This window comes from Pseudomonas sp. SJZ079 (genome assembly GCF_007993865.1).
Lineage (GTDB): Bacteria > Pseudomonadota > Gammaproteobacteria > Pseudomonadales > Pseudomonadaceae > Aquipseudomonas.
The window spans coordinates 75607-100095 of sequence record NZ_VIUH01000010.1; the positions used below are offsets into that span (position 1 = coordinate 75607).

General features: G+C 59.4%; 19 protein-coding genes. 12 read left to right on the top strand and 7 right to left on the bottom strand.

Going from position 1 to position 24489, the window contains the following annotated elements:
* Window positions 1-293: 293 nt before the first annotated feature.
* Window positions 294-1370, bottom strand: a complete 1077-nt coding sequence (locus tag FBY03_RS11380) for a 3-deoxy-7-phosphoheptulonate synthase (RefSeq protein WP_147172445.1) — start codon at window positions 1368-1370, stop codon at window positions 294-296.
* A 172-nt stretch (window positions 1371-1542) separates the two neighbouring features.
* A complete protein-coding gene (locus FBY03_RS11385) occupies window positions 1543-1962 on the bottom strand; it encodes a PilZ domain-containing protein (RefSeq protein ID WP_147172446.1) in 420 nt (139 codons plus the stop codon).
* Between FBY03_RS11385 and FBY03_RS11390 the strand changes: the two genes are divergently transcribed.
* The 5 genes from FBY03_RS11390 (at window position 1961) to cysB (ending at window position 5929) form a co-directional block, all read left to right on the top strand.
* Window positions 1961-2347, top strand: coding sequence for a co-chaperone YbbN (locus tag FBY03_RS11390; RefSeq protein ID WP_147172447.1), 387 nt, complete (start codon window positions 1961-1963; stop codon window positions 2345-2347). The two genes, FBY03_RS11385 and FBY03_RS11390, sit on opposite strands and share 2 nt — an antisense overlap.
* Window positions 2347-3306, top strand: coding sequence for a putative 2-dehydropantoate 2-reductase (locus tag FBY03_RS11395; RefSeq protein WP_147172448.1), 960 nt, complete (start codon window positions 2347-2349; stop codon window positions 3304-3306). Before FBY03_RS11390 ends, FBY03_RS11395 begins: the two co-directional genes overlap by 1 nt.
* Window positions 3307-3313: 7 nt before the next feature.
* The gene (locus FBY03_RS11400) at window positions 3314-4219 is read left to right on the top strand and encodes a 5'-nucleotidase (RefSeq protein ID WP_147172449.1); all 906 of its coding nucleotides are present in this window, start codon (window positions 3314-3316) and stop codon (window positions 4217-4219) included.
* A gap of 117 nt (window positions 4220-4336) precedes the next feature.
* Window positions 4337-4837, top strand: a complete 501-nt coding sequence (locus FBY03_RS11405) for a universal stress protein (protein WP_147172450.1) — start codon at window positions 4337-4339, stop codon at window positions 4835-4837.
* 117 nt (window positions 4838-4954) lie between these two features.
* Window positions 4955-5929 (top strand): HTH-type transcriptional regulator CysB, encoded by a 975-nt coding sequence (gene cysB / locus FBY03_RS11410; RefSeq protein ID WP_147172451.1) that lies wholly within the window; start codon window positions 4955-4957, stop codon window positions 5927-5929.
* A 197-nt stretch (window positions 5930-6126) separates the two neighbouring features.
* Here cysB and FBY03_RS11415 read toward each other — a convergent pair whose 3' ends face one another.
* A complete protein-coding gene (locus FBY03_RS11415) occupies window positions 6127-6861 on the bottom strand; it encodes a phosphoadenylyl-sulfate reductase (RefSeq protein WP_218570773.1) in 735 nt (244 codons plus the stop codon).
* A 189-nt stretch (window positions 6862-7050) separates the two neighbouring features.
* Between FBY03_RS11415 and thrH the strand changes: the two genes are divergently transcribed.
* The gene (gene thrH / locus FBY03_RS11420) at window positions 7051-7668 is read left to right on the top strand and encodes a bifunctional phosphoserine phosphatase/homoserine phosphotransferase ThrH (RefSeq protein WP_147172453.1); all 618 of its coding nucleotides are present in this window, start codon (window positions 7051-7053) and stop codon (window positions 7666-7668) included.
* A 41-nt stretch (window positions 7669-7709) separates the two neighbouring features.
* Here the strand turns inward: thrH and pabB are convergent, their stop codons facing one another.
* Entirely contained in the window at window positions 7710-9059 is a 1350-nt protein-coding gene (gene pabB, locus FBY03_RS11425; protein ID WP_147172454.1) for an aminodeoxychorismate synthase component I, read from the bottom strand.
* A gap of 167 nt (window positions 9060-9226) precedes the next feature.
* Between pabB and FBY03_RS11430 the strand changes: the two genes are divergently transcribed.
* The 3 genes from FBY03_RS11430 to FBY03_RS11440 all read left to right on the top strand — a co-directional run bounded on the left by FBY03_RS11430 (window position 9227) and on the right by FBY03_RS11440 (window position 18177).
* Window positions 9227-11941 carry a LuxR C-terminal-related transcriptional regulator gene (locus tag FBY03_RS11430; RefSeq protein ID WP_147172455.1) on the top strand — a complete coding sequence of 905 codons (2715 nt, stop codon included), beginning with the start codon at window positions 9227-9229 and terminating at the stop codon, window positions 11939-11941.
* A complete protein-coding gene (locus FBY03_RS11435; protein ID WP_147172456.1) occupies window positions 11938-14661 on the top strand; it encodes a LuxR C-terminal-related transcriptional regulator in 2724 nt (907 codons plus the stop codon). The genes FBY03_RS11430 and FBY03_RS11435 overlap by 4 nt, the downstream gene beginning before the upstream one ends.
* A 288-nt stretch (window positions 14662-14949) precedes the next feature.
* Entirely contained in the window at window positions 14950-18177 is a 3228-nt protein-coding gene (locus FBY03_RS11440) for a DUF1631 family protein (RefSeq protein WP_147172457.1), read from the top strand.
* Window positions 18178-18268: 91 nt separating this feature from the next.
* On the opposite strand, the gene FBY03_RS11445 is transcribed toward FBY03_RS11440, so the two are convergent.
* From FBY03_RS11445 to FBY03_RS11455, 3 genes are read right to left on the bottom strand one after another with little or no spacing between them, the layout of a single operon-like run.
* Complete coding sequence (locus FBY03_RS11445) at window positions 18269-19252, bottom strand: alpha-L-glutamate ligase-like protein (RefSeq protein WP_147172458.1); 984 nt, start codon at window positions 19250-19252, stop codon at window positions 18269-18271.
* 2 nt (window positions 19253-19254) lie between these two features.
* Complete coding sequence (locus FBY03_RS11450; RefSeq protein ID WP_147172459.1) at window positions 19255-20781, bottom strand: inactive transglutaminase family protein; 1527 nt, start codon at window positions 20779-20781, stop codon at window positions 19255-19257.
* A gap of 5 nt (window positions 20782-20786) precedes the next feature.
* A complete protein-coding gene (locus tag FBY03_RS11455) occupies window positions 20787-21323 on the bottom strand; it encodes an ATP-dependent zinc protease (RefSeq protein WP_147172460.1) in 537 nt (178 codons plus the stop codon).
* Between the two features lie 305 nt (window positions 21324-21628).
* Here FBY03_RS11455 and FBY03_RS11460 point away from each other — a divergent pair, with 305 nt between their 5' ends.
* From FBY03_RS11460 to prpC, 3 genes are all read left to right on the top strand, one after another.
* Window positions 21629-22351: a GntR family transcriptional regulator gene (locus FBY03_RS11460; protein ID WP_147172507.1), complete on the top strand. Its 723-nt coding sequence runs from the start codon at window positions 21629-21631 to the stop codon at window positions 22349-22351.
* Entirely contained in the window at window positions 22348-23244 is an 897-nt protein-coding gene (gene prpB, locus FBY03_RS11465; RefSeq protein ID WP_147172461.1) for a methylisocitrate lyase, read from the top strand. Before FBY03_RS11460 ends, prpB begins: the two co-directional genes overlap by 4 nt.
* A gap of 73 nt (window positions 23245-23317) precedes the next feature.
* Window positions 23318-24481: a 2-methylcitrate synthase gene (prpC, locus tag FBY03_RS11470; protein ID WP_147172462.1), complete on the top strand. Its 1164-nt coding sequence runs from the start codon at window positions 23318-23320 to the stop codon at window positions 24479-24481.
* Window positions 24482-24489 lie beyond the last annotated feature (8 nt).

Consider the following 24489-nt stretch of genomic DNA (forward strand, 5'->3'; position numbering starts at 1 on the left):
CCCGGCGTTTTTATTGGCTATGTCCCAATATTGTGTTGCATGGCATGGCGCCCCACCTCCTCCTGCTTTAAGTCGATCCGTAGGGTGGGTTAGGCGCCAAACACAAGGCTATTGGCTGTAACTCGATCAGTGGCGCCGTAACCCGCCATGATCAGCACGCCGACCGCCACTTGGTGGGTTACGCGGCGCGCCAATGCCGCAGTTGATTTCAGCTACCCGACCTGCGCTGCCCACCCTACAAAAGCTGCGGCCAACACATTGCTGAGACATAGCCTTTTTGTTGGCCTCGACACCTAAGCGCGATGGCGTTGCGGCAGCACGTCCTTGAGTTTGGCGTGCATGCCGCGCAGGGTTTTCTCGGTGCTGTCCCAGTCGATGCAGGCATCGGTGATAGACACCCCGTATTTCATCTGGGCGAGATCCTTGGGGATCGACTGATTGCCCCAGCCCAGGTGGCTTTCTACCATCAGGCCGACGATCGACTGGTTGCCTTCGAGGATCTGGTTGGCGACGTTGTCCATCACCAGCGGTTGCAGGGCCGGGTCCTTATTCGAGTTGGCGTGGCTGCAATCGACCATGATGTTCGGCCGAATGCCAGCTTTGGTCAGTTCCTGCTCGCAGACTGCCACGCTGACCGAATCATAGTTGGGTTTGCCGTTGCCGCCGCGCAGTACCACGTGACCGTAGGCATTGCCCTTGGTGGTGACGATGGAGACGCCACCTTCCTGGTTGATACCCAGGAAACGGTGGGGGCTGGACACTGACTGCAGCGCGTTGATCGCCACGGTCAGGCCGCCATCGGTGCCGTTCTTGAAGCCAACCGCCGAGGACAGGCCTGAGGCCATTTCGCGGTGGGTCTGCGATTCGGTGGTGCGTGCGCCGATGGCCGACCAACTGATCAGATCCTGCAGGTACTGCGGGGAAATCGGGTCGAGTGCTTCGGTGGCGGTCGGCAGGCCCATTTCGGCCAGATCGCGCAACAGTTGACGACCGATATGCAGGCCATCCTGGATCTTGAACGAGTCATCCAGATAGGGGTCGTTGATCAAGCCTTTCCAGCCGACCGTGGTGCGCGGCTTCTCGAAGTACACGCGCATGACCAGGTACAGGGTGTCCGACACTTCGGCCGCGAGCACTTTCAGGCGCTCGGCATACTCGTGGGCAGCCTTGATATCGTGAATGGAGCAGGGGCCCACCACCACGAATAAACGATGGTCTTTGCCATCGAGGATGTCGCGAATCACCTGACGCCCGGAGGCGACGGTGTGCAGCGCCGCATCGGACAGCGGAATCTCGCGTTTGAGTTGCTCGGGGGTGATCAGGGTTTCGTTGGAGGCAACGTTAAGGTCATCGATCGGTAAATCAGCCATCGTGCTTTTCATCAGGTCAGTGTCGTCAGGTCACGGGTGCCGGCCGCCAGCGATCCCCGTGTGGCGGAGCACAGCATTATGAGCACAGCGGGGAAGCTGAACCTTAGCGCGTTACTGGTTGGCTCGACAATGGGGCAGGGGTTGTTAAATCGGCAATGAATGCGCGAAATGGCTAGTTCAGGCTGGCATTGGAGAACTCGCTGGCATGTTGTTTGATCCACTCTTGGGCGACTGCCTCGACTGAGAGCCGTTCGCCTAGTTCTTGTTCGCGCTGCTGGCGGTAATTTTCAATCTGGCAGACTTGTTCGACCATGCGCGCGCGAAACAGTGTGTCCTCGTCGATAAAGGCGATGCCGACCACATAGTGGTCGGGTAGTTTGCGGCACCAGGCAACCACGCCTGGATAGCGGGCCCGATCGCCGAACAATGGGATGCGCAGTTCAACCGCAGTGCCGCGGCGAAAGCCACGGTTTGAATTGCACGCTACGCCACCGAGGCTGATATTGTTCAGCCGTTGCTTGGACACCGGGGGCTGTCGACTAAGTACCAGCTCCACGGGCATATCGCTGGGATGACGTAGAAAACGACGCATGCAGATCGACCTTAAATGCAATCAAATTGACATTATGCCGGGCAGTATAGCGGTTGAACTGGAGTTGACCGATTTCGATGCCGATCGACGTTTGCTCGATTTTCCTGGTACGTCCCTGGTGATTTTCACCAGCATAGGCTGTGGCAATTGCCGCTGGTTGCGGCGCGAACTGCCAAGGCTGAGTCTGCCTCTCGAGCGTTTGGCGTGGATCGATGCGGCTGATAATGCCGGGCTGGTCGAGCGCTATGAGGTATTTCATTTGCCGGCACTGTTTGTCGTGCGTGACGGCCAGTTCCATGGCGCGTTGCACAGCCATTTACGCGCGGCCGATTTAATTGCTGCGTTGGGCGCAGCCTTGTCCCGCCCAGCTGAGGAGCTCCCTTGATGTCTGTAACCCAACGTCCGCGTATCGGCATTATCGGTACTGGAGCTATCGGTGGTTTCTATGGCGTGATGCTGGCGCGTGCCGGTTTTGACGTGCATTTCCTGTTACGCAGCGAGTTCGCTTTGGTGGCCGAGCAGGGGTTGCAGCTGAATAGCGCGGTGCACGGCGCCATCAACGCCAATCCGCTGCAGGCATATTGCAGTGCGGCGGATATGCCGCCTTGTGATTGGCTGCTGGTCGGGGCCAAGACCACCAGCAATACCGAGTTAGTGCCGGCTATTACCCAAGCGGCAGCCGAGGGGGCCAAAGTGGTGCTGCTGCAAAATGGCTTGGCGGTGGAGGACGAATTACGACCGCGGTTACCGGCTTCGCTGCACTTGCTCGCGGGTCTGTGTTTCATCTGCGTGCACCGCTCGGCGCCAGGGGTTGTCGAGCATCAGGCAATGGGCGGGGTAAACCTCGCTTATCACTCAGGGCCTGTGGCTGAGGATGCCCAGCGTCAGCAGGTGGTCGAGGCGGGCGTTGCATTGTTCAAAACCGCAGGGCTGGACTCCGCGGCCATGTCTGAGTTGGGGCAGGCGCGCTGGCAGAAGCTGGTATGGAACGTCCCGTACAACGGTCTCTCGGTGTTGCTCAACTCAGGCACCCGGGGCTTGATGGCCGACGCCAATAGTCGTGCGTTGATTGAGGCGATCATGCAGGAAGTGGTCGACGCTGCTATGGCCTGCGGACATCGATTGCCGGAAGGCTACCCCGGCAAGTTGCTGGCGGCGACCGATCGCATGCCGGATTACTGGCCGAGCATGTACCACGATTTCGCGCTGCAGCGAACGCTGGAGCTGCAGGCGATTTACGCCGCGCCCCTGGCTGCTGCTGCGCAGGCTGGCTATGACATGCCGCGGGTTAGGGCGCTGTATCAGACGCTGTGTTTTCTCGCTCAACGCAACCAACAAGGCTGAGGTGGTTATGGGCAAGGGGCTGGGGGACAAGTTGGTATTGGCAATCTCCTCGCGGGCGCTGTTTGACCTGCGTGAGAGCCACCGGGTGTATGAAAGCGAAGGTGTCGAAGCCTATCGCCAGTATCAGATCGAGCATGAGGACGAGATTCTTATGCCCGGCGATGCCTTCCCATTGGTCGAAAAGCTGCTGGGCTTGAACAGCGCACTGGGTCAGTCGCAGGTCGAGGTGATTCTGGTGTCGCGCAACAGTGCCGACACGGGCTTGCGTGCCTTCAACTCGATCCAGCACTACGGCCTGGGCATATCGCGGGCGGCCTTTGTCGGCGGGCGCAGCCCCGATCCATATCTGGCGGCGTTCGGCTGCCAGTTGTTTCTCTCCACCCACGCCGAGGATGTGCGCAGCGCACTGCGCTCAGGTTTTGGCGCGGCCACCATTCTCTCGGGTGGGGCGCGGCGCTCGGCGAGCAACGAGTTGCGCATCGCTTTCGACGGCGACGCCGTGTTGTTCTCCGACGAGTCCGAGCGGGTCTATCAGCAGGGCGGTCTGGAGGCCTTCCAGAGCCACGAGCGCGAGTCTGCGCGTGAGCTGCTGGGCGGCGGGCCGTTCAAGCCTTTTCTGGCTGCTCTGCATCGTTTGCAGCAGGCGTTTCCCGAGGAAGCCTGCCCGATTCGCACGGCGCTGGTCACCGCCCGTTCGGCGCCGGCACACGAGCGCGTGATCCGCACCCTGCGCGAGTGGAATATTCGCCTGGATGAGTCGTACTTCCTCGGCGGCCTGGAGAAGGCTGCGATTCTCGAAACCTTTGGCGCCGATGTGTTCTTCGACGACCAGCCCGGGCACTGTGAGAAAACCCGCGAAGTAGTGGCGACCGGGCACGTGCCGCATGGTGTGAGCAATGAGCCGCAGTTGTAACCCTCATCCCTGCCGCGCATATAGCCATTCGTCCTAAATGATTGCGCTTTTGTTGACTTGCGGATGGCGCTGCTAAGCTCAAGCTAGACCCGCCGCGCGGGCAGGCGAGGAGGCCGCATGATTCGTTCGATTCTTTACGCCACCGATCTTGGTCTGTACGCCCCCTATGTCTTACAGCATGCCCTGGCGCTGACTCGCGCGTTCAATGCCAGTCTGTATGTCGTGCATGCGGTGGAGCCTATGGGGTTGTTTGCCGAGTCGGTATTGCAGACCTATTTGGATGAGGAACGCCTCAAGGAACTGCGCAGCAATGGGTTGAGTACAGTAATGGCGAGCATTGAACAGCGCGTATTAGAAGGCTTTCGGGATGAGGTGGGCGAGGCCCAGCATGAACTCGAAGTGATCCGGGCGGTGCGGGTGGTGCAGGGTGATCCGCCCTTGGTGATCCTCGAAGAGGCACAGAAACTTGAGGTGGATCTGCTGGTCGTAGGCAGTCACAGTCATGGCACGGAACTGGACATTCCGCTTGGGCGTACGGCGGCACGTCTGGTGCAGTTGTCCGAGGTTCCAGTGTATTTGGTGCCTATGTTGCAGCATCGCAGCCATACCGAGCTTTGATCCGATGAAAACTAGCGAGTCTAATTAAACGGTCTAGATTTAACGGTTAAACCAATAATATGGTTATATAACGTTGCCGGCACCTGTGCGGCCGTTCTTCTGCTTTGAGGGATTTTTATGAAGCTCCAGCAATTGCGCTACATCTGGGAAGTCGCGCATCACGACCTCAACGTTTCGGCCACCGCACAAAGCCTCTACACCTCACAGCCGGGGATCAGCAAACAAATTCGTTTACTGGAGGACGAACTGGGGGTCGAGGTATTCGCCCGCAGCGGCAAACACCTGACCCGTGTGACGCCTGCGGGTGAGCGAATCATCACCACGGCCGGGGAAATTCTGCGCAAGGTCGAGAGCATCAAGCAGATCGCTCAAGAGTTCTCCAACGAGAAGAAAGGCACGCTGACCATCGCCACCACTCACACCCAAGCGCGCTACGCCCTGCCCGCGGTGATCAGTGGTTTTATCAAACAATATCCGGATGTCGCCCTGCACATGCATCAGGGCACGCCGATGCAAATCGCCGAAATGGCGGCCGACGGTACGGTGGATTTCGCCATCGCCACCGAGGGTCTGGAGCTGTTCAACGACCTGATCATGATGCCGTGCTACCGCTGGAACCGCTGTGTGGTGGTGCCGCAGGGCCATCCTTTGGCCAAGCTACCGAAACTGACCCTGGAGGCCTTGGCCGAACATTCGATCGTCACCTACGTGTTCGGCTTCACTGGCCGCTCCAAGCTGGATGAGGCCTTCAGTCATCGTGGCCTGACGCCGAAAGTGGTGTTCACAGCCGCCGACGCGGACGTGATCAAAACCTATGTGCGTCTGGGGCTGGGGGTCGGCATCGTGGCCAAGATGGCGGTGGATGCGACTTTGGACCCGGACTTGGTGGTACTGGACGCCAGCGAGTTGTTCGAAGCCAGCGTGACTAAGATCGGCTTTCGTCGCGGTACATTTCTGCGCGGATTCATGTGCGACTTCATCGAGAAGTTCGCCCCGCACCTGACCCGTGATGTGTTGGCCAAGGCGGTGCAGTGTCACAACAAGTCCGAACTGGAAGAGTTGTTTCACGATGTGGAACTACCCACCTATTGAGTTCCCTTCACTCACAAAAGGTCCGGCCAGCGCCGTAATGCCGTTTACTTAAACGACAAGACGAACAGTGTTTACTATCGCTCATGCAGTAAGAACATGAAAAATGCCGCTTTCCCATAAGGGATAAGCGGCATTTTTCCTTAACCGAACAGCATTACGGCCCGTGCCGGGTTTTTTCGTACTGCCGGTTCGGTCGGTCAGTTCTTTGCGATCAGATTGCCGGCGTGTAGCCCACATTCTTTCTGGGTGGCTTCCTCCCACCACCAGCGACCCTCGCGCTCATGCTGGTTAGGCAGTACCGGGCGAGTGCAGGGCTCGCAGCCGATGCTGATGAAACCGCGCTCATGCAGGGCGTTATAGGGCAGCTCGAGCATGCGGATATAGGCCCAGACATCCTCACTGCTCATCTGCGCCAAGGGGTTGAATTTGTACAGGGGCTTATCGGCGGTGGAGAAGGCGCCATCCACTTCCACTGCAGCGACCTGACTGCGGGTGCCCGGGCTCTGGTCGCGCCGTTGGCCAGTGGCCCAGGCCTTGACCGTCGCCAGCTTGCGGCGCAGCGGCGCGATTTTGCGGATGCCGCAGCACTCCTCATGGCCATCCTTGTAGAAACTGAATAAGCCCTTGTCTTTGACCAGTGCTTGGAGCGCAGTCGCATCGGGGGACAGCACTTCAATGGCGATACCGTAATGCTCGCGCACCTGATCGATAAAGCGATAGGTTTCCGGGTGCAGGCGGCCGGTGTCCAGGCTGAAAACCTTGACGTTTTTATTCAGCTTCCAGGCCATGTCCACCAGCACCACGTCTTCGGCGCCGCTGAAGGAAATCCACAGCTCGTCACCGAAATGCTCGAAGGCAAGCTTGAGGATGTCCTGGGGGGATTTGTTGGCGTAAGTCGCGGCCAGTTCGGCTACAGCGAAGGGGTGGCTCATCGGGCTGGTGTCCTCATGTATAGGCTGGCGCTGAGCGCTCTGTGGACGGATGGTAGCAAAAAGGAGTTATACGACTAAATATCCAAACAGCAGGGTAACCCCGTACTTTGGATATAAGCACTGCGTTGCGCAGCGTTGGTTGAAGGGCTAGAGTGCCGCCTCTTCTCAAGCCCAATCTAGGAGTGTCCTGTGGAAATTGCCTGTCTCGACCTGGAAGGTGTGTTGGTTCCGGAAATCTGGATTGCCTTCGCGGAAAAAACTGGCATCGAATCGCTGAAAGCGACCACCCGGGATATTCCGGACTACGACGTGCTGATGCAGCAGCGCCTGCGCATCCTCGATGAGCACGGTCTGAAATTGAGCGACATCCAGGAAGTGATCGCCACCCTCGAGCCGCTGGAAGGCGCGGTGGAGTTCGTCGACTGGCTGCGCGAGCGTTTCCAGGTGGTGATCCTCTCCGACACCTTCTACGAGTTCTCTCAGCCGCTGATGCGTCAGCTGGGCTTTCCGACACTGCTCTGTCACAAGCTGATCACCGACGAAAATGACCGTGTGGTGAGCTACCAGTTACGTCAGAAAGACCCCAAGCGCCAGTCGGTCCTCGCCTTCAAGAGCCTCTACTATCGGGTGATCGCGGCGGGCGACTCGTACAACGACACCACCATGCTCAGCGAAGCCCATGCCGGCATCCTGTTCCATGCGCCGGATAATGTGATTCGTGAATTTCCGCAATTCCCTGCGGTGCACAGCTATGAAGACCTCAAGCGCGAGTTTCTCAAGGCTTCCAATCGTCAGCTGAGTCTGTAATTCCCGGCAGTCCTAAAGGCCCCCAAGCGGGGGCCTCTGGTTTAGCCGCAGAAGCGCTCCAGGGTCTCCAGCAGGACCTTCACCTTGGTCAGGGATTCCTGGTATTCAGCCTGCCAGTCGGAGTCCGCGACTATTCCGCCACCACCCCAGCAACTGAGCTGGCCATCCTTGGCCAGCAGGCTGCGGATGGCGATCGAGCTGTCCATCCCGCCGCGTACGTCCAAATAGAGCAGTGAACCGCAGTAGAGTGCGCGGCGGGTCGGTTCCAGTTCATCGATGATCTGCATGGCGCGGATCTTCGGCGCGCCGGTGATCGAGCCGCCGGGGAAGCTGCCGGCGATGAGGTCCAGCGCATCCTTGCCCTCGGCCAGTTCGCCGGTTACCGCGCTGACCAGGTGGTGCACGTTGGGATAGCTCTCCAGGGCAAACAGCTCCGGTACGCGCACCGAGCCGATGCGGCAACTGCGACCCAGGTCGTTGCGCAGCAGGTCGACAATCATCAGGTTTTCGGCGCGATCCTTCAGGCTGGCCATTAGCGCGTCGGCTTGGGCGACATCTTCCACTGGGTCGTCCGCGCGTGGCCGAGTGCCTTTGATCGGCCGGGTCTCGACCTGGCCTTGGCTAAGCCGCAGGAAGCGCTCTGGCGACAGGCTGATGATCGCGCCGTTGTCCGGCAAGGCCTGATAGCCGGCGAACGGTGTCGGGCAGGCGGCGCGCAGAGCCTGATAAGCGGTCCAGGGATCCCCCAGGTAGCGCGCGCGAAAGCGTTGCGCGAAGTTTACCTGGTAACAGTCACCGGCCTGGATATAGGCCTGGATGCGCTCGATGGCCTGGCGGTAGGTGGTTTCATCGAGATCGGCCTGGAAGGTCTCGAGCAGCTTGAAGGGCTGCGCGGGCTCGGCGTCGATGGCGTCGAACAGTGCGAGCAAGCGCGCCTGTTCGGCTACGGCCAGTGCCGGATGAAACACCAACTGACTCGTGCCCAGTTGGTGATCGCTGATCATGGCCCAGGCATACAACCCCAAGCGCGCATCGCTCAAACCGAGGTCGTCGACGGCTTGTGCGGGCAGGGTTTCCAGGCGGCGACCGAAGTCATAAGCCAGATAGCCGATCAGCCCGCCGGTGAATGGCAACGGGCATCCGGTCGGGGCATCGGCGGCACCGAGGGTCGCAAGGGCATCGCGCAGGCGCTGGAGGAAGTCGCTGGCCGATTCGTCGGGGGTTGCCGACAGTTCTGCCAGCGGCCAGGCGCTGATGAGGTCGTAGCGTCCGCGCTGGGCGGCGGGGCGGCCAGCGTCGAGCAAGACTGCACCAGGGGCATGGCAGACGGCGCCGAAGTAAAAGGAGGGGTCAGCACGATACGGCAGGGCGTGTACGAAACAGGTAGGCATGCGAGGTTTTCAGGGAAGCGCGGAGGCTGATTGTAGAACGCCGGCAGCATTCATCCTAGCGCTTCGCGCTTGTTGGTTTACTCGGTAGGTACGAGCTGATTAGTATGCAAAGCGCTCTGGATGTTGAACTTCAGTACCAAAACAATAATTTTTCAGGGGTCAAGGCCATGGGTGACGTGCTGGATCCAGCTGCGGGTAGCCTGCTTCGCTCTAAACTCAGGCCGCCACTGGCGTCTGCTGACCACCTGGCTCGCCCACAGATCGAGGCCGTGTTGGCTGCCCATCCACAGGCCCGGCTTCTGCTGTTTTCGGCGCCGGCGGGTTTCGGCAAGACCAGTGCCCTGGTGGCACTGGCCCAGTCACGCCTTGAGGCGGGTTGTGCGGTTGCCTGGTTATCGATTGATCCCGACGACAGCGAGCCCTCGCGGTTCTTTCAGCACTTGATCGAAGCCCTGGATCGGGCCCTGCCAGGTCTCGGCCAAGAGGCCCTGGCCTATTTGCAGAACACCCTGCGCGTCCCGGTGGCGGCGCTGATGGAAAACTTGCTGGTGGAGTTGGCCGCGCTGGAGCAGCCGTTACTCCTGGTGCTCGATGACCTGCACCTGGTGCAGGATGCCGAGGTGCTGGTGGCGCTCAATCGTCTGGTCAAATTCGCGCCCAATGGTTTCGTCCTGGCGATCGGTAGCCGCTCGCAGCCCGCTCTGAGTCTGGCGACCTTGCGGGCGAAGGGGATGCTGGTGGAAATCACCGAGCAAGATCTTCGCCTGAGTAAGACGCAAACCCACGATTACTTGACGCGCAGAGGTCTGCAGCTGGATGCAGCCGCATTCGCTGCCTTGTACCGGCACACCGAGGGCTGGATGGTCGGCGTTCACCTGGCGAGTCTCTGGTTGCGGCATCAGCCACAGGCCTGTCCGCAAATAGCCAGCATGGGCGGCGATCAGTCGGCGGTCGGCACCTATTTGCTCGGTTCGGTGTTCGAGCAACTAGCGCCGGACAGGCAGGAACAGCTGCTTGCCTTGGGCGTGGCGCAGCAGCTCAGTGGTGATCTGGCCCACACCTTGGCCGGCTGCAAGGACGGTCAGCGGCTGCTGGAGGAGCTGGAGGCCATGCAGTTGTTCCTGTTGCCGATGGACCGTGAGCGGCAGTGGTACCGCTTTCACAACCTGTTTGCTGAATTTCTCCGCGCGCGCTTGAAACAGCGCGATCCAGAACGCTTCAAGCAACTGCATTTCAAGGCCAGTCTGTGGTTCGCCAACCATCACATGCAGAACCTGGCGATCGAGCATGCCTGCTTGGCCGAAGACCCGGAAATGCTGGCGGCACTGGTAGATGGCTGTGGCCTGGAACTGATCAATCGGGGGCAGTTGCACTTGATCTACAGGTGGCGTCAACAGCTGCCCGACGATGTCGTCGAGCGCTTCCCGATATTGCAGCTTGTCGATGTCTGGACGCGTGCCGCGGAGTTGGGGTTGACCGAGGCCAACCGCATCCTCGACGAGTTGCTGGTGCGTTGGGGGGATGCGCAAGCCGCTGGGCCGCACAGCGACAAGCTGCTGGCAACCTTGACGATCAAGGCGGTGATTGCCTTGCAGAAAGACGATCTGCAGACCTGTGTCAGCCTGGCTCAGCGGGTCGAGGGGCAGCTCGGGCGGCACGCGGCATTTCTCGAAGTGGCCATATTGATCGTCGGCGCCCTGGCTTGCGTGATGTTGAGCCAGCCTGAGCAGGCCAGGCGGCTGCTGGCTTTGGCTCAGCAACGCAATCATTTTCTCGAAGGCCGTTATCTGGATATGCAGTTGGCCAATATCGAGATTCTGCTGTGCCTGGAACAGGGAGGGATCAAGCAGGCCGAGCTGTTGTTCGGCCAGTTACGCACACGAATTATTCCCTGGTTCACGGAAAAATCACGGGCTTTGGCCCTGCCGACGATCAGCGAAGCGTTGATTGCCTATCAACAGGGTCGCACGCAGGGGCTGGAAGAACGTCTGCGCTGGGCGCTGGCGACTGTCGATGTGATTAATCCGATTGATCTGTATGCCCAGGGCATGCTGTGCATGGCTCATATTCAACGGATGCGAGGCGCGCCCAAAGAAGCCTTGGCCACCTTGCTGCTGCTGCAGGATCTGGCTGCGCGTGAGCAGTCATGGCGCTTCTATGTGCAGGCTGTGGCCGATGAGGTCGCGTTGATCCTGCAGGAGCCGTCAGCTGACCGGCTCAAGCGCGCCGAGCAGCGTGCTAACGCTGTGGACTGGCCCCGACTGGCCGGCCGCTACCAGTACATGCGCTGCAATCCGGTGCTCTGGGTGCACGGTTTGACCCGTATTCGCCTGCACCAGGCGCGTGGTCATTACAGCGAAGCACTGCATGAGATTACTCAGTTGCGCGGCTTACTGCTCGACGACTGGCACGGCCTGCAACGCTTGCGTCTGGATCTGCTTGCAGCGCTCAGCTATCAGCGTCTGGGCTACCAGGAGCGTGCGCAAAGTTTGCTGGTGCAGTGTTTGATTGGTGCCGAGCGCGAAGCTGTGCGCAGCCTGTTCGTCGAAGAGGGGCAGGCCATTCGCCTGCTTTTGCAGCAGCTTGTGGCAGCAGGACGGCAACCGGCGCTACAAGGCTTTATTCAAGCGCTGCTGGCCACTTGGCCGGGGCAGGGCGAGCGCCATGCGCTTGAACTCAGCGACGAAGGATTGACTGAGCGCGAGCGCGAAGTGATCGGCCTGGCGGCGCAGGGTATGTCCAACGATCAGATCGGTCAGCAGTTGTTGTTGGCCATGGGCACCGTCAAATGGCATCTGCACAACATTTACGAGAAGCTCAGGGTGCGCAACAGAACGCAAGCCATCCGTCGTGTTCGCGAGATGAGGCTGCTTGAATCATGAGCGATCAACTCGCCTCCCGGCAAAACTGCCTGCCACTGCTGCGTACCAAGTTATTCCCGACGGATTCGGGCGTCGCGCCGTTACTCGCGCGCGATGCCTTGGTCGAGCGTCTATTGAGTGCCTGCGGCCAGCGCTTGATCATCCTCAGTGCGCCTGCCGGGTTTGGCAAAAGCACGCTGCTCGGCCGGTTTCGCCTGCGCTTGCTGGAGGCCGGCAAGCAAGTGGCCTGGCTCTCATGTGATGAGTCGGACAGCGAGCCACTGCGTCTGCTGCAGTACCTGATCGCGGCCATCGATGCACAACTACCTGGCTTCGGCACGAGCACGACACGTCTGCTTCAGGGCGATGTGAAGCTACCTGGTGAGGTGCTGATCGATGCGTTCGTCGCTGACCTCAAACAGCTGAAGGGCGAGTTGTACCTGATGCTGGATGACTTCCATCTGATTCGACATGCGGCACTGGGGCCGTTGGTGGATTATCTGGTCGAGCAGATCCCTGCGAATATTCGCCTGGTCAGCAGTACCCGTCACCAGCCGCGCTTCGTCGACGGGCGCTTCGGGTCGCGCCCGGTGGTCTTCTGGGTCAAAGCCGAGGATTTGCGTCTGACGCGCGCAGAGACCGCAGAGTATTTTAGCGAGATCAAGCAGTTGCAACTATGTGGCGTTGAAGTCGAGCTGCTGCATGCGCGAACCGAGGGCTGGATTACGGCGTTGCATCTGACGGCCCTGGCCCTGGTTCGCCACCCGGACCGCGAGGTGTTTCTCGCTGGGTTGTCTGGAACGGAGCGCAATATCGCCGATTATCTGGCCGAGGATGTGCTGGGTCGGCTGCCCGTGACGATGCAGCAGTTCCTCGAGCAGACCTCGGTGCTCGATGAGCTCAATGGCGAGCTGTGCAACGCCCTGACCGGTCGTAGCGATAGCCGCGAGATGTTGCAGTGCTTGCAACACGAACAGCTGTTTATCACTGCGCTGGACACCCAGGGTGAGTGGTTTCGTTATCACCATTTGTTCGCCGAGTTTCTTCAGGGGCGCTTGGCCAGGCGGGGTGATTCGACGCATTTGTTGCACGCGGCGGCGTGCTGGTGCGAGAGCCGGGACCTCGCCGACAAGTCGATCAAGTATGCGCTGCGTGCCCGCGATTTCGGGTTTGCTGCACAACTGCTGGAGCGCCAGAGCGCGTGGTTGATTGCGGCTAATCGCGTGTACGGCATTCTCTCAATTGTTAAAGAGGTGCCGAGCGAGGTGATCCGCGAGCACCCGGTGTTGCAGATTTTCTATGCGTGGCAATTAGCCTTCGAGCAGAAGTATGCGGACGCCGAGGCCCTGATCGAGGATGTCAGCACGCGCTTGCTTCACGAGCGTGGCCAGGCGCTGCAATTGCAATTCGCGGAGCTATTGGTCGCGGCGCAAGTGCTCAAGGCGTTGGTCCTGCTCTATCAGGATAAGTTGCCGAGCTGTCTCGACGTAGCCCGGCACTGGCTCAGCCTGGTGCCGGAAAATCAGCCGGTGTTGCGGGCCGTTCTGTCCTGCGTGCAGGCTGCTGCGCATGCCTTGCTCGGTGATTTTGGCGACGCGTCCGCATCGCTTGCCAGGGTGCGCGACACATTACGCGCGACCGAAAGCGAATACTTGCAGGTCGTTGTCGCCTTGATCGAAGCGTTGATTTGCAAGGGTCGGGGCGAGCTGGAGCGCGGCCGCGTACTGGCCGAAAACGCCCGGACCCGAGTCGATCAAGTGTTCGGCCCGCGCAGCCGTGTCGCTGGGCCGCTGGCACTGGCATATGCCGATTTGCTCTACGAGCAGGATAGTCACGCCGTGATTCTCGCTGAGTTGCCGCTGGCCACAACCTGGCGCGATGTTGCCACACCGATCGAGTTGATCAGCCGTGGCAAGTTGGTGATGGCGCGGGGGCGGTTCTTCGCTGGCGAGGCAGAGCAAGCGCTGGGTCAGCTCGATGAGTGGCTGCAGGGCTTGTACGGCTCAGGCTATGAGCGAGTCTATGCGCTGGGCCTGAGCTGCAAGGTGCACTTTCTCTTGTGGCTGCGTCGGCCCAATGACGCCGAGCGTATGTGCTTACAGCTGCAGCGCCATCTGGCCATGCTGCCGGACGGACGTTACGGCGATGCGAGTACAGCGCTGGTGCTTGCCGAAGCCCGCTTGGCTTTGTCCGAGCGGCGGGCCGATAAGGCGCAAGCGGCGCTGGAGAGCTGTCTGGCCAAGCTGACGGCCGATCATCAGCGGGATAGTCGTTTACGCTTGTCTTTATTGTTGTGCGTGGCCTACTGGCGCCGAGGTAACGGTAAAAAAGCCTTTGCGTTGTTTCAACCGACCCTGGAAAGCGCCTGGAGCAGCGGTTATCGCCGCGTATTTCTGGATGATGCGTTGTGGCTGTTGCCACTGTGGAATGCCTGGGCTGCAGCGGAGCCGGAGCGCGCCAGTGCGTGGCAGGGCGTAGCGGAGCAGTTGCGCGAGCAGTGCCGCCGCCTGGCTATAGATCCACAAACCTTCGATGGCAGTCAGGATGTAAGTCAGCGGGAGAGAGAAATTTTGCGTTTCGTTGCGGCTGGGTTGTCCAACCGTGAGATTGCCCGGACGCTGCACCTCTCGGAGGCCACTATCAAATGGTACTTGCACAACCTGTTCGCCAAGTTTGCGGTGCGCAGCCGCACTCAGGCGGTGCTTAAGGGGAAAAGCTTAGGGCTGTTGAGTGAGGCCTGAGCTCATGGCGCTTAACTTGAGAGGGGGCTGTTCCAGTCCTTGGATGTGCAAGCTCGAGCCGTCCAAGCGCCACGCTAGGTTCCTGGGCTAGGATTTTCGCGCATTGCAGGTTGACGGCAGGTATCCCAGATTCGAGTGCGGTCGAACGTTGTTGTAGGTGCCAGCAACGTCAATCGCTGACGTCGCCGGAGTCGATCCCTTACTCTTGAAATTCGTCCATCCACCGATGGTCTTCGCGTCTATAGTTCAGAGGCGACAGCTGAGATCCGAGGCGTTAGGGGGAAGGGGATGAAGACGCTACAGCGCGCACCGATAATGGATGCTTTGCATCAGGCGGTCAGCGCACATTTGACTCCGTGCCTGGAGCATCTGCTCGATGTCACCGTTCTGGCATTGCAAACGCATAAGCAGGAGACTCACAGCAGCATAAAGCTACAGCCTGGCGATGGTTTTGCGCGTCTGTGCAATGCTTCGCGCGAAAAGATCATCGCCGAAACGCTTGCGGCTATCCGTAAGCACTTGCCAGTGGGTGTCGTCGAGCAGGTGGCAGGCCCAACTAATGCGTCTGAGTGGAATCTGGTGGACGATGCCGAGATCGAGGAGATGCTGGCGGCGCGTAGGCTGGTGCGAAAGTTACGCGAGGTCTGCGGCGCGCTCGAATGGCGGACTTGCGCTCAATTGAACAGCGCCACTGGTGCTCACGCTAAGGGTGGGGAAAGTCCGCTCTCGTTGGATTTTCTAGTACGCACGTTGCAGGTAAAGCTGCAGCTACGTCAGCAAGCGGCCATCGTGCGTGAAGTGTTCTATTCGGCGGCGGTCGAGGCCCTTGAGCGCGCCCTGCAGGAATATTTCAAGCAACTGGAGCGGATCTTTGTCCAATTCCAGATTGAGCCGCGGAGTACCCCGATCACACGGTTATCAGGAGAGAGAAACAGGGATAAAGCCAACATAGCATCGCCCGCGCCGTACCAGGCGATTAGGCATTTGTCGGCAGCCAAGGCGAACGCCAGTAATGAAGTTATGGTGTCGGTAGCAGCGGACACCGCATCGCTGCACCAAGCCTTGGCCAGCTTGCTGGCATCCAGTTCGTTGGCCCATGGATGGACGGCGGACACCTTTCTGCGGGGGTTGGGCTCTGCCGGCGTCACCTTGTCGGGCCGGCAGCGGGATGACGTGGCGTTGGTCGCCGAACTCTTCCAGTCTGTCGATCAAGAAGCTGTCATCGCCGAGGGTCTCAAGCCAGCATTGCGTCGCCTGATGTTTCCCATTGCCCAAGCCGCTGCACTCAATCCGCAGGCATTTGCCGACCCCGAGCACCCGGTGCGCGCCACGCTGGACAAGTTGATGCGGCTCTGCGACTTGTCTGAACCGCCCAACCGTGCTCTGGAAAACCGCGTACAACAATTGATCGATGGAATCGTCAACGATTATCGCGGTGATCACAGCGTGTTTACCCGCTACGACCAAGAGCTGGAGGAGTTGCTCGCGGTGCAACAACGCGCGTATCGAAACAATGCCGAACGTGTTCTGCAATTTCACCGCGCTCGAGATAAGTTGGAGCAAGCGCGGGGACGGGTCGGTTGCGAGCTTTCGGCGTTGTTCGGGACCCATGTGCCGAAAGTACTACTCGACTGGCTGGATGTGGGATGGCGTGAACTGCTGGTTCTCGAACTGATCAGGCAGGGGGAGTGGGGGCGTGAGTGGTTAGAAGGGTTAGGTCTACTGCGTCAGCTCAACGCTTGGTTGCAGGCCCAAACCAGGTCGGGCAGTAATGGCGGTCTTGTCGACCGCGTCGAGCGAGCCTACGAAGTGGGCCCGGTATTGGAGCTGTTGCGCACGCGTATAGAGAGCCTGCTCCCCGGGCAGTATCGGCACACGCCGGTATTGCAGCAATTGCAGCAGCAACTTCTCGGCGATCAGTTGGTTGAGATGACCGAGTTACCTGACCTTGTAGCCGATATCCCGCCACTCGATCCCGATCCAGCTCAGCAACGTTGGCGCCAGCGGGTCGAGCAATTGCAAGCGGGCGACTGGCTGATGACCGACAAAGGTCAGCATCTTCAGTTGATTTGGGCGAGCCCAGCTACCGATCATTATGTCTTGGCTGATCGCCAGGGGCGTGAAGCCGGCAGCTTCAAAGGAGAAGAGCTGGTGAGTCAGCTTGCCAGGGGGTGGATTGGTGTGCCAGCCCCAGGTGAGAGCGGTGTGGTGCAGGACAAGCTGGAAGGCATAGTCGGCAAGCTTTACCGTGATATTGCTCATGTGCGCAGCCATGACGAGCTGACTGGCTTGCTCAACCGGCGCAGTTTTGAAACGACGGTGGCGCAGAGCCTGGCATCCAGTGAGTGTTTTGCCTTTATCTATGGGCATATCGACCAGTTCAGTTTATTGAACTCCAGCAGTGGCCCCTTGGCCGGTGATGCCTATCTCAAGCACGTCGCCACGGAGCTGGGGAGTCGATTGCCGCGCACCGCGACATTGGCCCGGATTGGCGGGGCGGATTTCGCAGTGGCGCTACCCAGCACAGATGAGTTGCAGGCCTATGCGCAGGCTGAGCGTTTGCGTGCGGCCGTCGACGCGAATGCCTTCGAGTGGCAGGGGCATTCGCACAACATCACCATGAGTTTTGGCATTGTGCTCAAGCGTGAGCAGCACGATGTCGTCAATGTTTTTTGCGATCTACAAACGGCCTGCAACAGCGCAAAGGAGTCAGGCCGAAACCGCATCCATGTCTACCAGGATGCCATCGATGGTGCGCGCACCGGGCTGATGGCCATCGCCGGGCGTGTGGATGGCATAGTGGAACGTGGTGAGCTCAGTTTGCGCGTCCAGCAAATCGCGCCGGCCCAGTTACAGCATGATCAGCTGCCTCATTATGAAGTGCTGCTGGTGATGCAGAACGAACTCAATTTGTTGGACTTTATCACTGCCGCAGAACGTTATAACCGCATGGTTAAAGTCGATCGCTGGGTGCTCAAGCGGGTGTTCACAGAGCTGGAACGTTATCCAGACTTTTGGGCGCGTTGCAGCGGCGTGTCGATCAATCTCTCAGGCAGTAGTCTTAACGACGACAAGTTGCTGGACTTTATTGAGGCCTTGTTCGAGCAGCACGTGGTTCCCCCGGAGAAAATATGCTTTGAGCTCACCGAAACTGCGGCGGTTGCCAATCTGACTAAAACCGCCGATATGGTGCGCTACCTGCAGAGGCTGGGCTGCACTTTCTCGATCGATGATTTCGGCACGGGATTCTCGTCCTACGAATACCTCAAACAGTTGCCGGTGGACTACGTGAAAATAGACGGGAGTTTCGTCAAGGAGATCGAACGCTCGCCCAGCGATCTGGCCATGGTCAAATCGATCAACGAGATCGCCCATGTCCTGGGTCGAAAAACTATCGCCGAGTACGTGGAAACCCCGAGTATCCGGGCGCGTCTAGCCGAGCTGGGTGTCGACTACGTGCAGGGCTATGGCGTGGAGCATCCGCGCTCTTTGAGTGGATGTCTGGCTGCGAGTTAGCCGGCGGGACGATGGAGTTTCATGTGTGGAGCGTTATGAGTGGCACTGCTAGGCCCGACTTAAGTCGGGCCTAGCAGTGGTCAACTGTTCATCATCCAGCCGGATGCGCGTGGCCGAACAGCTCTTGGGTGAAGCGTACGCGCGCTTCGGCATCTTCTTGCACACCTTTTGCCTCAAGTTCGGCTATGCGTGCTTCCACCGCATGAGCCCGATGGGTGAGCCCGCAATCGTTGGCGATCTGGATGTTCAAACCGGGACGCGCATTGAGTTCGAGAATCAGCGGGCCTTTTTCCTGGTCAAGCACCATGTCCACGCCGATATAGCCGAGGCCGCAGAGCTCATAGCACCCGGCTGCCAGTTTCATGAAGCCGTGCCAGTTAGGCAGTTGCACGCCATCCACCGCGTTAGTGGTATCAGGGTGCTTCTTGATCTTGTTGTTCAGCCAGGTACCGCTCAGGGTCACGCCGGTGGCCAGGTCGACACCGACGCCGATGGCGCCCTGGTGCAGGTTGGCCTTGCCGCCGGACTGACGGGTCGGCAAACGCAGCATGGCCATCACCGGGTAGCCCTTGAGCACGATGATGCGGATATCCGGCACCCCTTCGTAGCTGATGCTTTTGAAGATCTGATCGGGGGTAACGCGATACTCGATCAGCGCCCGGTCACGGTGCCCGCCGAGGGAGTACAGGCCGGTCAGGATACTGGAAATCTGATGCTCGATTTCTTCATGGCTGATGATCTTGCCGGATACGGTTTTGTAGCGATCCTCGAAGCGATCGGCAATCACCAGAATGCCGTCACCGCCGGCACCTTGCGCCGGTTTGACGACGAAATCGGTGCGTCCACCGATAATCTCGTGGAGCTTGTCGATTTCCTTCTCGGTGCTGATCACGCCATACATTTCCGGTACATGAATGCCGGCTTCGATGGCGCGCTCCTTGGTGATGATCTTGTCATCGACAATCGGGTAGAGGTGCCGTTTGTTGTACTTCAGCACATAGTCCGCGTTTCGCCGATTGATGCCCATGATGCCTTTGGCTTCAAGGGCCTTCCAGGTTTTCCAGAGACCTAGCATGCTCAATCCTTAAGGAAGGCTTTGAAACGGAACAGTTCGGTCAGACGGTAGCCGCGGTAGCGCCCCATCGCCAGCATGAAGCCCACCATGATCATCAGTATTGCTGGGAATGTGAAGACGAAATACACCACCTCAGGAATGCTCATCAGCAGGTGAGCCAGGGTTGCCGCTACCAGCGTACCGATGGCGACTTTAAAGGCATGGCCGCCGCCACGCTCTTCCCAGGTGATCGACAGGCGTTCGATGGTCATGGTCAAAATCACCATCGGAAACAGCGCCACCGACAGGCCGCGTTCCAAGCCAAGCTTGTGACTGAACAGGCTGATGACGGCAATCAGCACCACTACAAAGGTCAGCACCACCGATAGCCTGGGCAGCATCTGTAGTTTCAAATGCTCGAGGTAGGAGCGCAGTGACAGCCCCAGAGTGGTAATCACCGTGAACAGTATGATGCCGAAGCCCAGTTGGGTTTCGCGGAAGGCTAGGGCAATCAGTACCGGGGTGAAGGTGCCGAGGGTCTGCAAACCACCGAGGTTGCGCAGGATCAGAATCACCAGTACACCAATCGGGATCACCACCATGATCTGGAAGGTTTTCTGAGTGGAGAGCGGCAGACCGTACAGGGAGTACTCGAGGAAGCCGGCGTCGGTGTTTTCGTCTGTCAGCTTGGCCAGGCGGATGGCATTCATCTCGCTGTTGCTCAGGCTGAAGTTGACTTGCGCTTGCTTGCCACCTTCGAGCTTGACCAGGTCGTTGTCGCCAATCCACCAGACCAGACGGTCGGCCGGCAAACCTTGCTCACCGTTCTCCAGGTTGAAATACAGCCATTTTTCGCCGTTGAAGCTGCGCATCCACAATTCGGGGCTTTGCTGAACATCGGCCGCCAAACGAATGGTGTGCACACGCTCCATCGGCACGTGAGCGATGGACAGCAGCAGTTCTATGGCCTTGGCTTTGTTGGCGGTCGTGGCGTCGCCGCCGAGCAGCAGTTTGACATTGTCGTCATTGCTGTTGTTGATTCGTTTGACGGTCTCGCTGATGAAGGTTTCAACGTCCGCCGAGTGTTGGCGGATCGGTGCGAGCAAAGCGTCGGCGGCAATCTTCTCAGCGCCTTCGACCGGGATGCTGTCGCGGAAAATCGGCCCTTTGGCTTTGCTTTGCTCACCGCTATAGCGCTTGGTCAAGACCAGGCGGTAATAGAGCGTTTGCTTACCGCTGGCGCGCCGCGCTGACCAGGTGACTCTGCGGTTGCCGTCGGCGCGGTTGATGCTCACGCCGTAGTTGTTCGAGATAAAGCTCTCGTTGAGGCTGACATAGTCCTGGTTCAGCGGCGGCACAAACATCTGCAGCTTGACCGGCTCGCGTGGGTTGGCCTGGAACTCGACTTTGGCGTCAATATTCCACAGGTCATCCGTTTCGTCTTCGGTTACGGGGATGCCGAGAATGAAGATTTGATAAGCCGTAATCAGAATGCCCAGGCTCACCAGGAGCGTGATCAGGACTTTCAGATGCAGGTTAAGAGAGCGCATGGGCATTACTCGCCAAGGTTTGCGTCAGTGGCACAGCCAGGTTTCCCTGCTGCGTATTTAAGGCTTGGATCGACCAGTGCACTGAAACGTTTGAGCGCCTCGGAGCCAATCAACAGCGGGTATTGGAATGCACTGCGGTCAGTCAAGTTCACTTCGATCGTGCGTAGAGCCTGCCCCATGCACACATCCAGTTCGATGACAGGGCGTGCAGTGTAGGTTTTCTCTTCATCCGGATCATAGTCACCGGAGCGACGTTTGATTTTGCTGATTCGCGCCAGTGGGCGCTCGATCGGGCTTGCATGGGCTTCGTCTATGGCCAGGTAGAACTTCACCCAGGGTTCTCCGTCGCGTTTAAAACGTTGGATATCTCGGGCACTCAGGGAAGCCGTCTTGGCGCCGGTGTCGAGTTTGGCGGCGACCTCTAGTTTGAGGTTGGACAGATTCGCGTATTCATTAAGACCATAGACGGTCTTCTCCGCAGCGAGGCTTAAGCCGGGCAAAAGCAATAGGCAAAGCAGAGGGGAGAAGGGCTTGAGTCTCATAAGTCCTATCGGATGTGTCGCATTAATTGGATCAAAAAAGATCGGCGGGCGTGGTGCTACAGATCCCTGTACCTGGCTTGGAGTTCAGCAAGCATGCTGGAAACGCTCGGCCAAGTAAAAGCGGGCGGCATTCTACCATGCCGCTTTTCCGCTGCGACAGGCACTTACGGCCTTTCTATTAGCTGGATCGTTAAGTGGTGAGTGATCTCATGTTGTGATAATTGTCGACAGTGTTGCGTGATCGTTTGACAAGAAAGGCTTTTAGGCGTAATTTTTTCGAAAATTATCCGATGAGTGTCGACAGTATGCCGGAAGTGATAGAAGTACCTCACGCGGCTTCAGATGACTCGGGGACACTCTCCGAACATGTTTTTCGGCGTATTCAGGCAGCCATAGTTGGAGGGGAAATCGCCCCGGGCAGCAAGATTTCAGAGCCAGAGCTGGCGCGTACCTACGGCATCAGTCGCGGACCGCTGCGTGAGGCGATCCATCGGCTGGAGGGCCAGCGCTTGCTGGTGCGTGTGCCGCATGTGGGCGCGCGGGTGGTGGAGCTCAATCAGGCTGAGCTGATCGAGCTGTACGAAATTCGCGAATCCCTCGAGGGCATGGCCTGCCGCCTGGCAGCCGAGCGCATGAGCCAAATGGAGATCGACGACTTGCGCCGGGTGCTCGACCTGCATGAACAGGACGCAGCCTTCAAGGCCGGCGTCGGCTATTACCAGCAGGAGGGCGACTTCGACTTCCATTACCGAATCATTCAGGGCAGCGGCAACAAAACCCTGAGTCAAATGCTCTGCGGTGAGCTGTACCAGTTGGTGCGCATGTACCGCCTGCAGTTTTCCGCCACCCCCAATCGGCCACGCCAGGCATTTGCCGAGCACCACCGCATTCTCGATGCCATCGCCGATCGTGATGGCGAACTGGCCGAGTTGTTGATGCGCCGTCACATCGGCGCTTCCAAACGCAATATCGAGCGTCATTATCAGGGCGCGAAAACCAAGACAGCTAAACCCAGAGGTGAGTCATGAGTCCGCTTTCCAAACAGAGCAGTCCCGGCCAGCGTTTTCGCGATGCGGTTGCCGCCGAACATCCCCTGCAGGTGGTCGGCGCGATCAACGCCAACCATGCGTTGCTGGCCCAGCGTGCCGGTTTCAAGGCCATCTACCTGTCCGGCGGCGGTGTCGCGGCTGGCTCCCTTGGCCTGCCGGACCTGGGCATCACCGGGTTGGATGACGTGCTCACCGATGTGCGGCGGATCACCGATGTGTGCGACCTGCCATTGCTGGTGGATGTCGACACCGGCTTCGGCAGCTCGGCGTTCAATGTGGCGCGCACGGTCAAGTCGATGATCAAGTTCGGCGCCGCGGCGATTCATATCGAGGATCAGGTCGGCGCCAAGCGCTGCGGTCATCGTCCTAATAAGGAGATCGTCACCCAGCAGGAGATGGTTGACCGGATCAAGGCGGCGGTGGATGCGCGCACCGACGACAGCTTCGTGATCATGGCGCGCACCGACGCGCTGGCGGTCGAAGGCCTGAACTCGGCGCTGGACCGCGCCGAGGCCTGCATCGAAGCGGGCGCGGACATGATCTTCCCCGAGGCGATCACCGAGCTGGCGATGTACAAGACCTTCGCCGAGCGCATCAAGGCCCCGATCCTGGCCAATATCACCGAGTTCGGCGCCACGCCGCTGTACACCACCGAAGAGCTGGCAGCGGTCGACGTATCCCTGGTGCTCTATCCGCTGTCGGCCTTCCGCGCCATGAACAAGGCGGCCGAGAATGTCTACACCGCGCTGCGCCGCGACGGCACCCAGAAGAACGTGATCGACACCATGCAGACCCGCATGGAGCTGTACGAACGCATCAACTACCACGCCTTCGAGCAGCACCTCGACGCGCTGTTCGCCGCGAAGAAGTAACCGGCACGCCGGCCGTCGAGCCGGCGAAAACAACACGTATGACCGAACCGGATTGCATGAGGAGACAGACCCGATGAGCGCGACCCCAGAATCGACCACCCCCGGCTTCAAGCCAAAGAAATCCGTGGCCCTGAGCGGCACCGCCGCCGGCAACACCGCGTTGTGCACCGTCGGCCGCACCGGCAACGATTTGCATTACCGCGGCTATGACATCCTCGACTTCGCCACCAGCTGTGAGTTCGAGGAAATCGCTCACCTGTTGGTGCATGGCAAGCTGCCCAATGTCGCCGAGCTGGCTGGCTACAAGGCTAAGCTCAAGGCATTGCGCGGCCTGCCCGCCGCCTTGAAGGCCGCATTGGAACAACTGCCGCCGTCCGCTCACCCGATGGACGTGATGCGCACCGGCGTGTCCGTGCTGGGCTGCCTGTCGCCCGAGAAGGACGACCACAATCATCCCGGTGCCCGCGACATCGCCGACAAGCTGATGGCTTCGCTGGGCTCCATGCTGCTGTACTGGTACCACTTCAGTCACAACGGCAAGCGCATCGAGCTGGACACCGATGACGACTCCATCGGCGGCCACTTCCTCCACCTGCTGCACGGCGAGAAGCCGCGCGACAGCTGGGTGCGCGCCATGCACTGCTCGTTGATCCTGTATGCCGAGCACGAATTCAATGCATCCACCTTTGCTTCGCGCGTGGTGGCTGGCACCGGTTCCGACATGTACTCCGCGATTGCCGCAGGCATCGGTGCGCTGCGCGGGCCCAAGCATGGCGGCGCCAACGAGGTGGCCTTCGAGATCCAGAAGCGCTATGACAACCCGGATGAGGCCGAAGCCGATATCCGTGCCCGTGTCGAGAAGAAGGAAGTGGTGATTGGCTTCGGTCATCCGGTCTACACCGTTGCCGATCCGCGCAACAAGGTGATCAAGGAAGTGGCCCGAGAGCTCAGCGCCGAGCAGGGCAGCAGCAAGATGTTCGACATCGCCGAACGCCTGGAAACTGTGATGTGGGATGCCAAGAAGATGTTCCCCAATCTCGACTGGTTCAGCGCCGTCAGCTACCACATGATGGGTGTGCCCACCGCCATGTTCACCCCGCTGTTCGTCATCGCGCGCACCTCGGGCTGGTCGAGCCACGTCATCGAGCAGCGCATCGACGGCAAGATCATCCGCCCGAGCGCCAACTACGTCGGTCCAGAGGACCTCAAGTTCGTGCCGCTCAAGGATCGCCCATGAGCATGAAC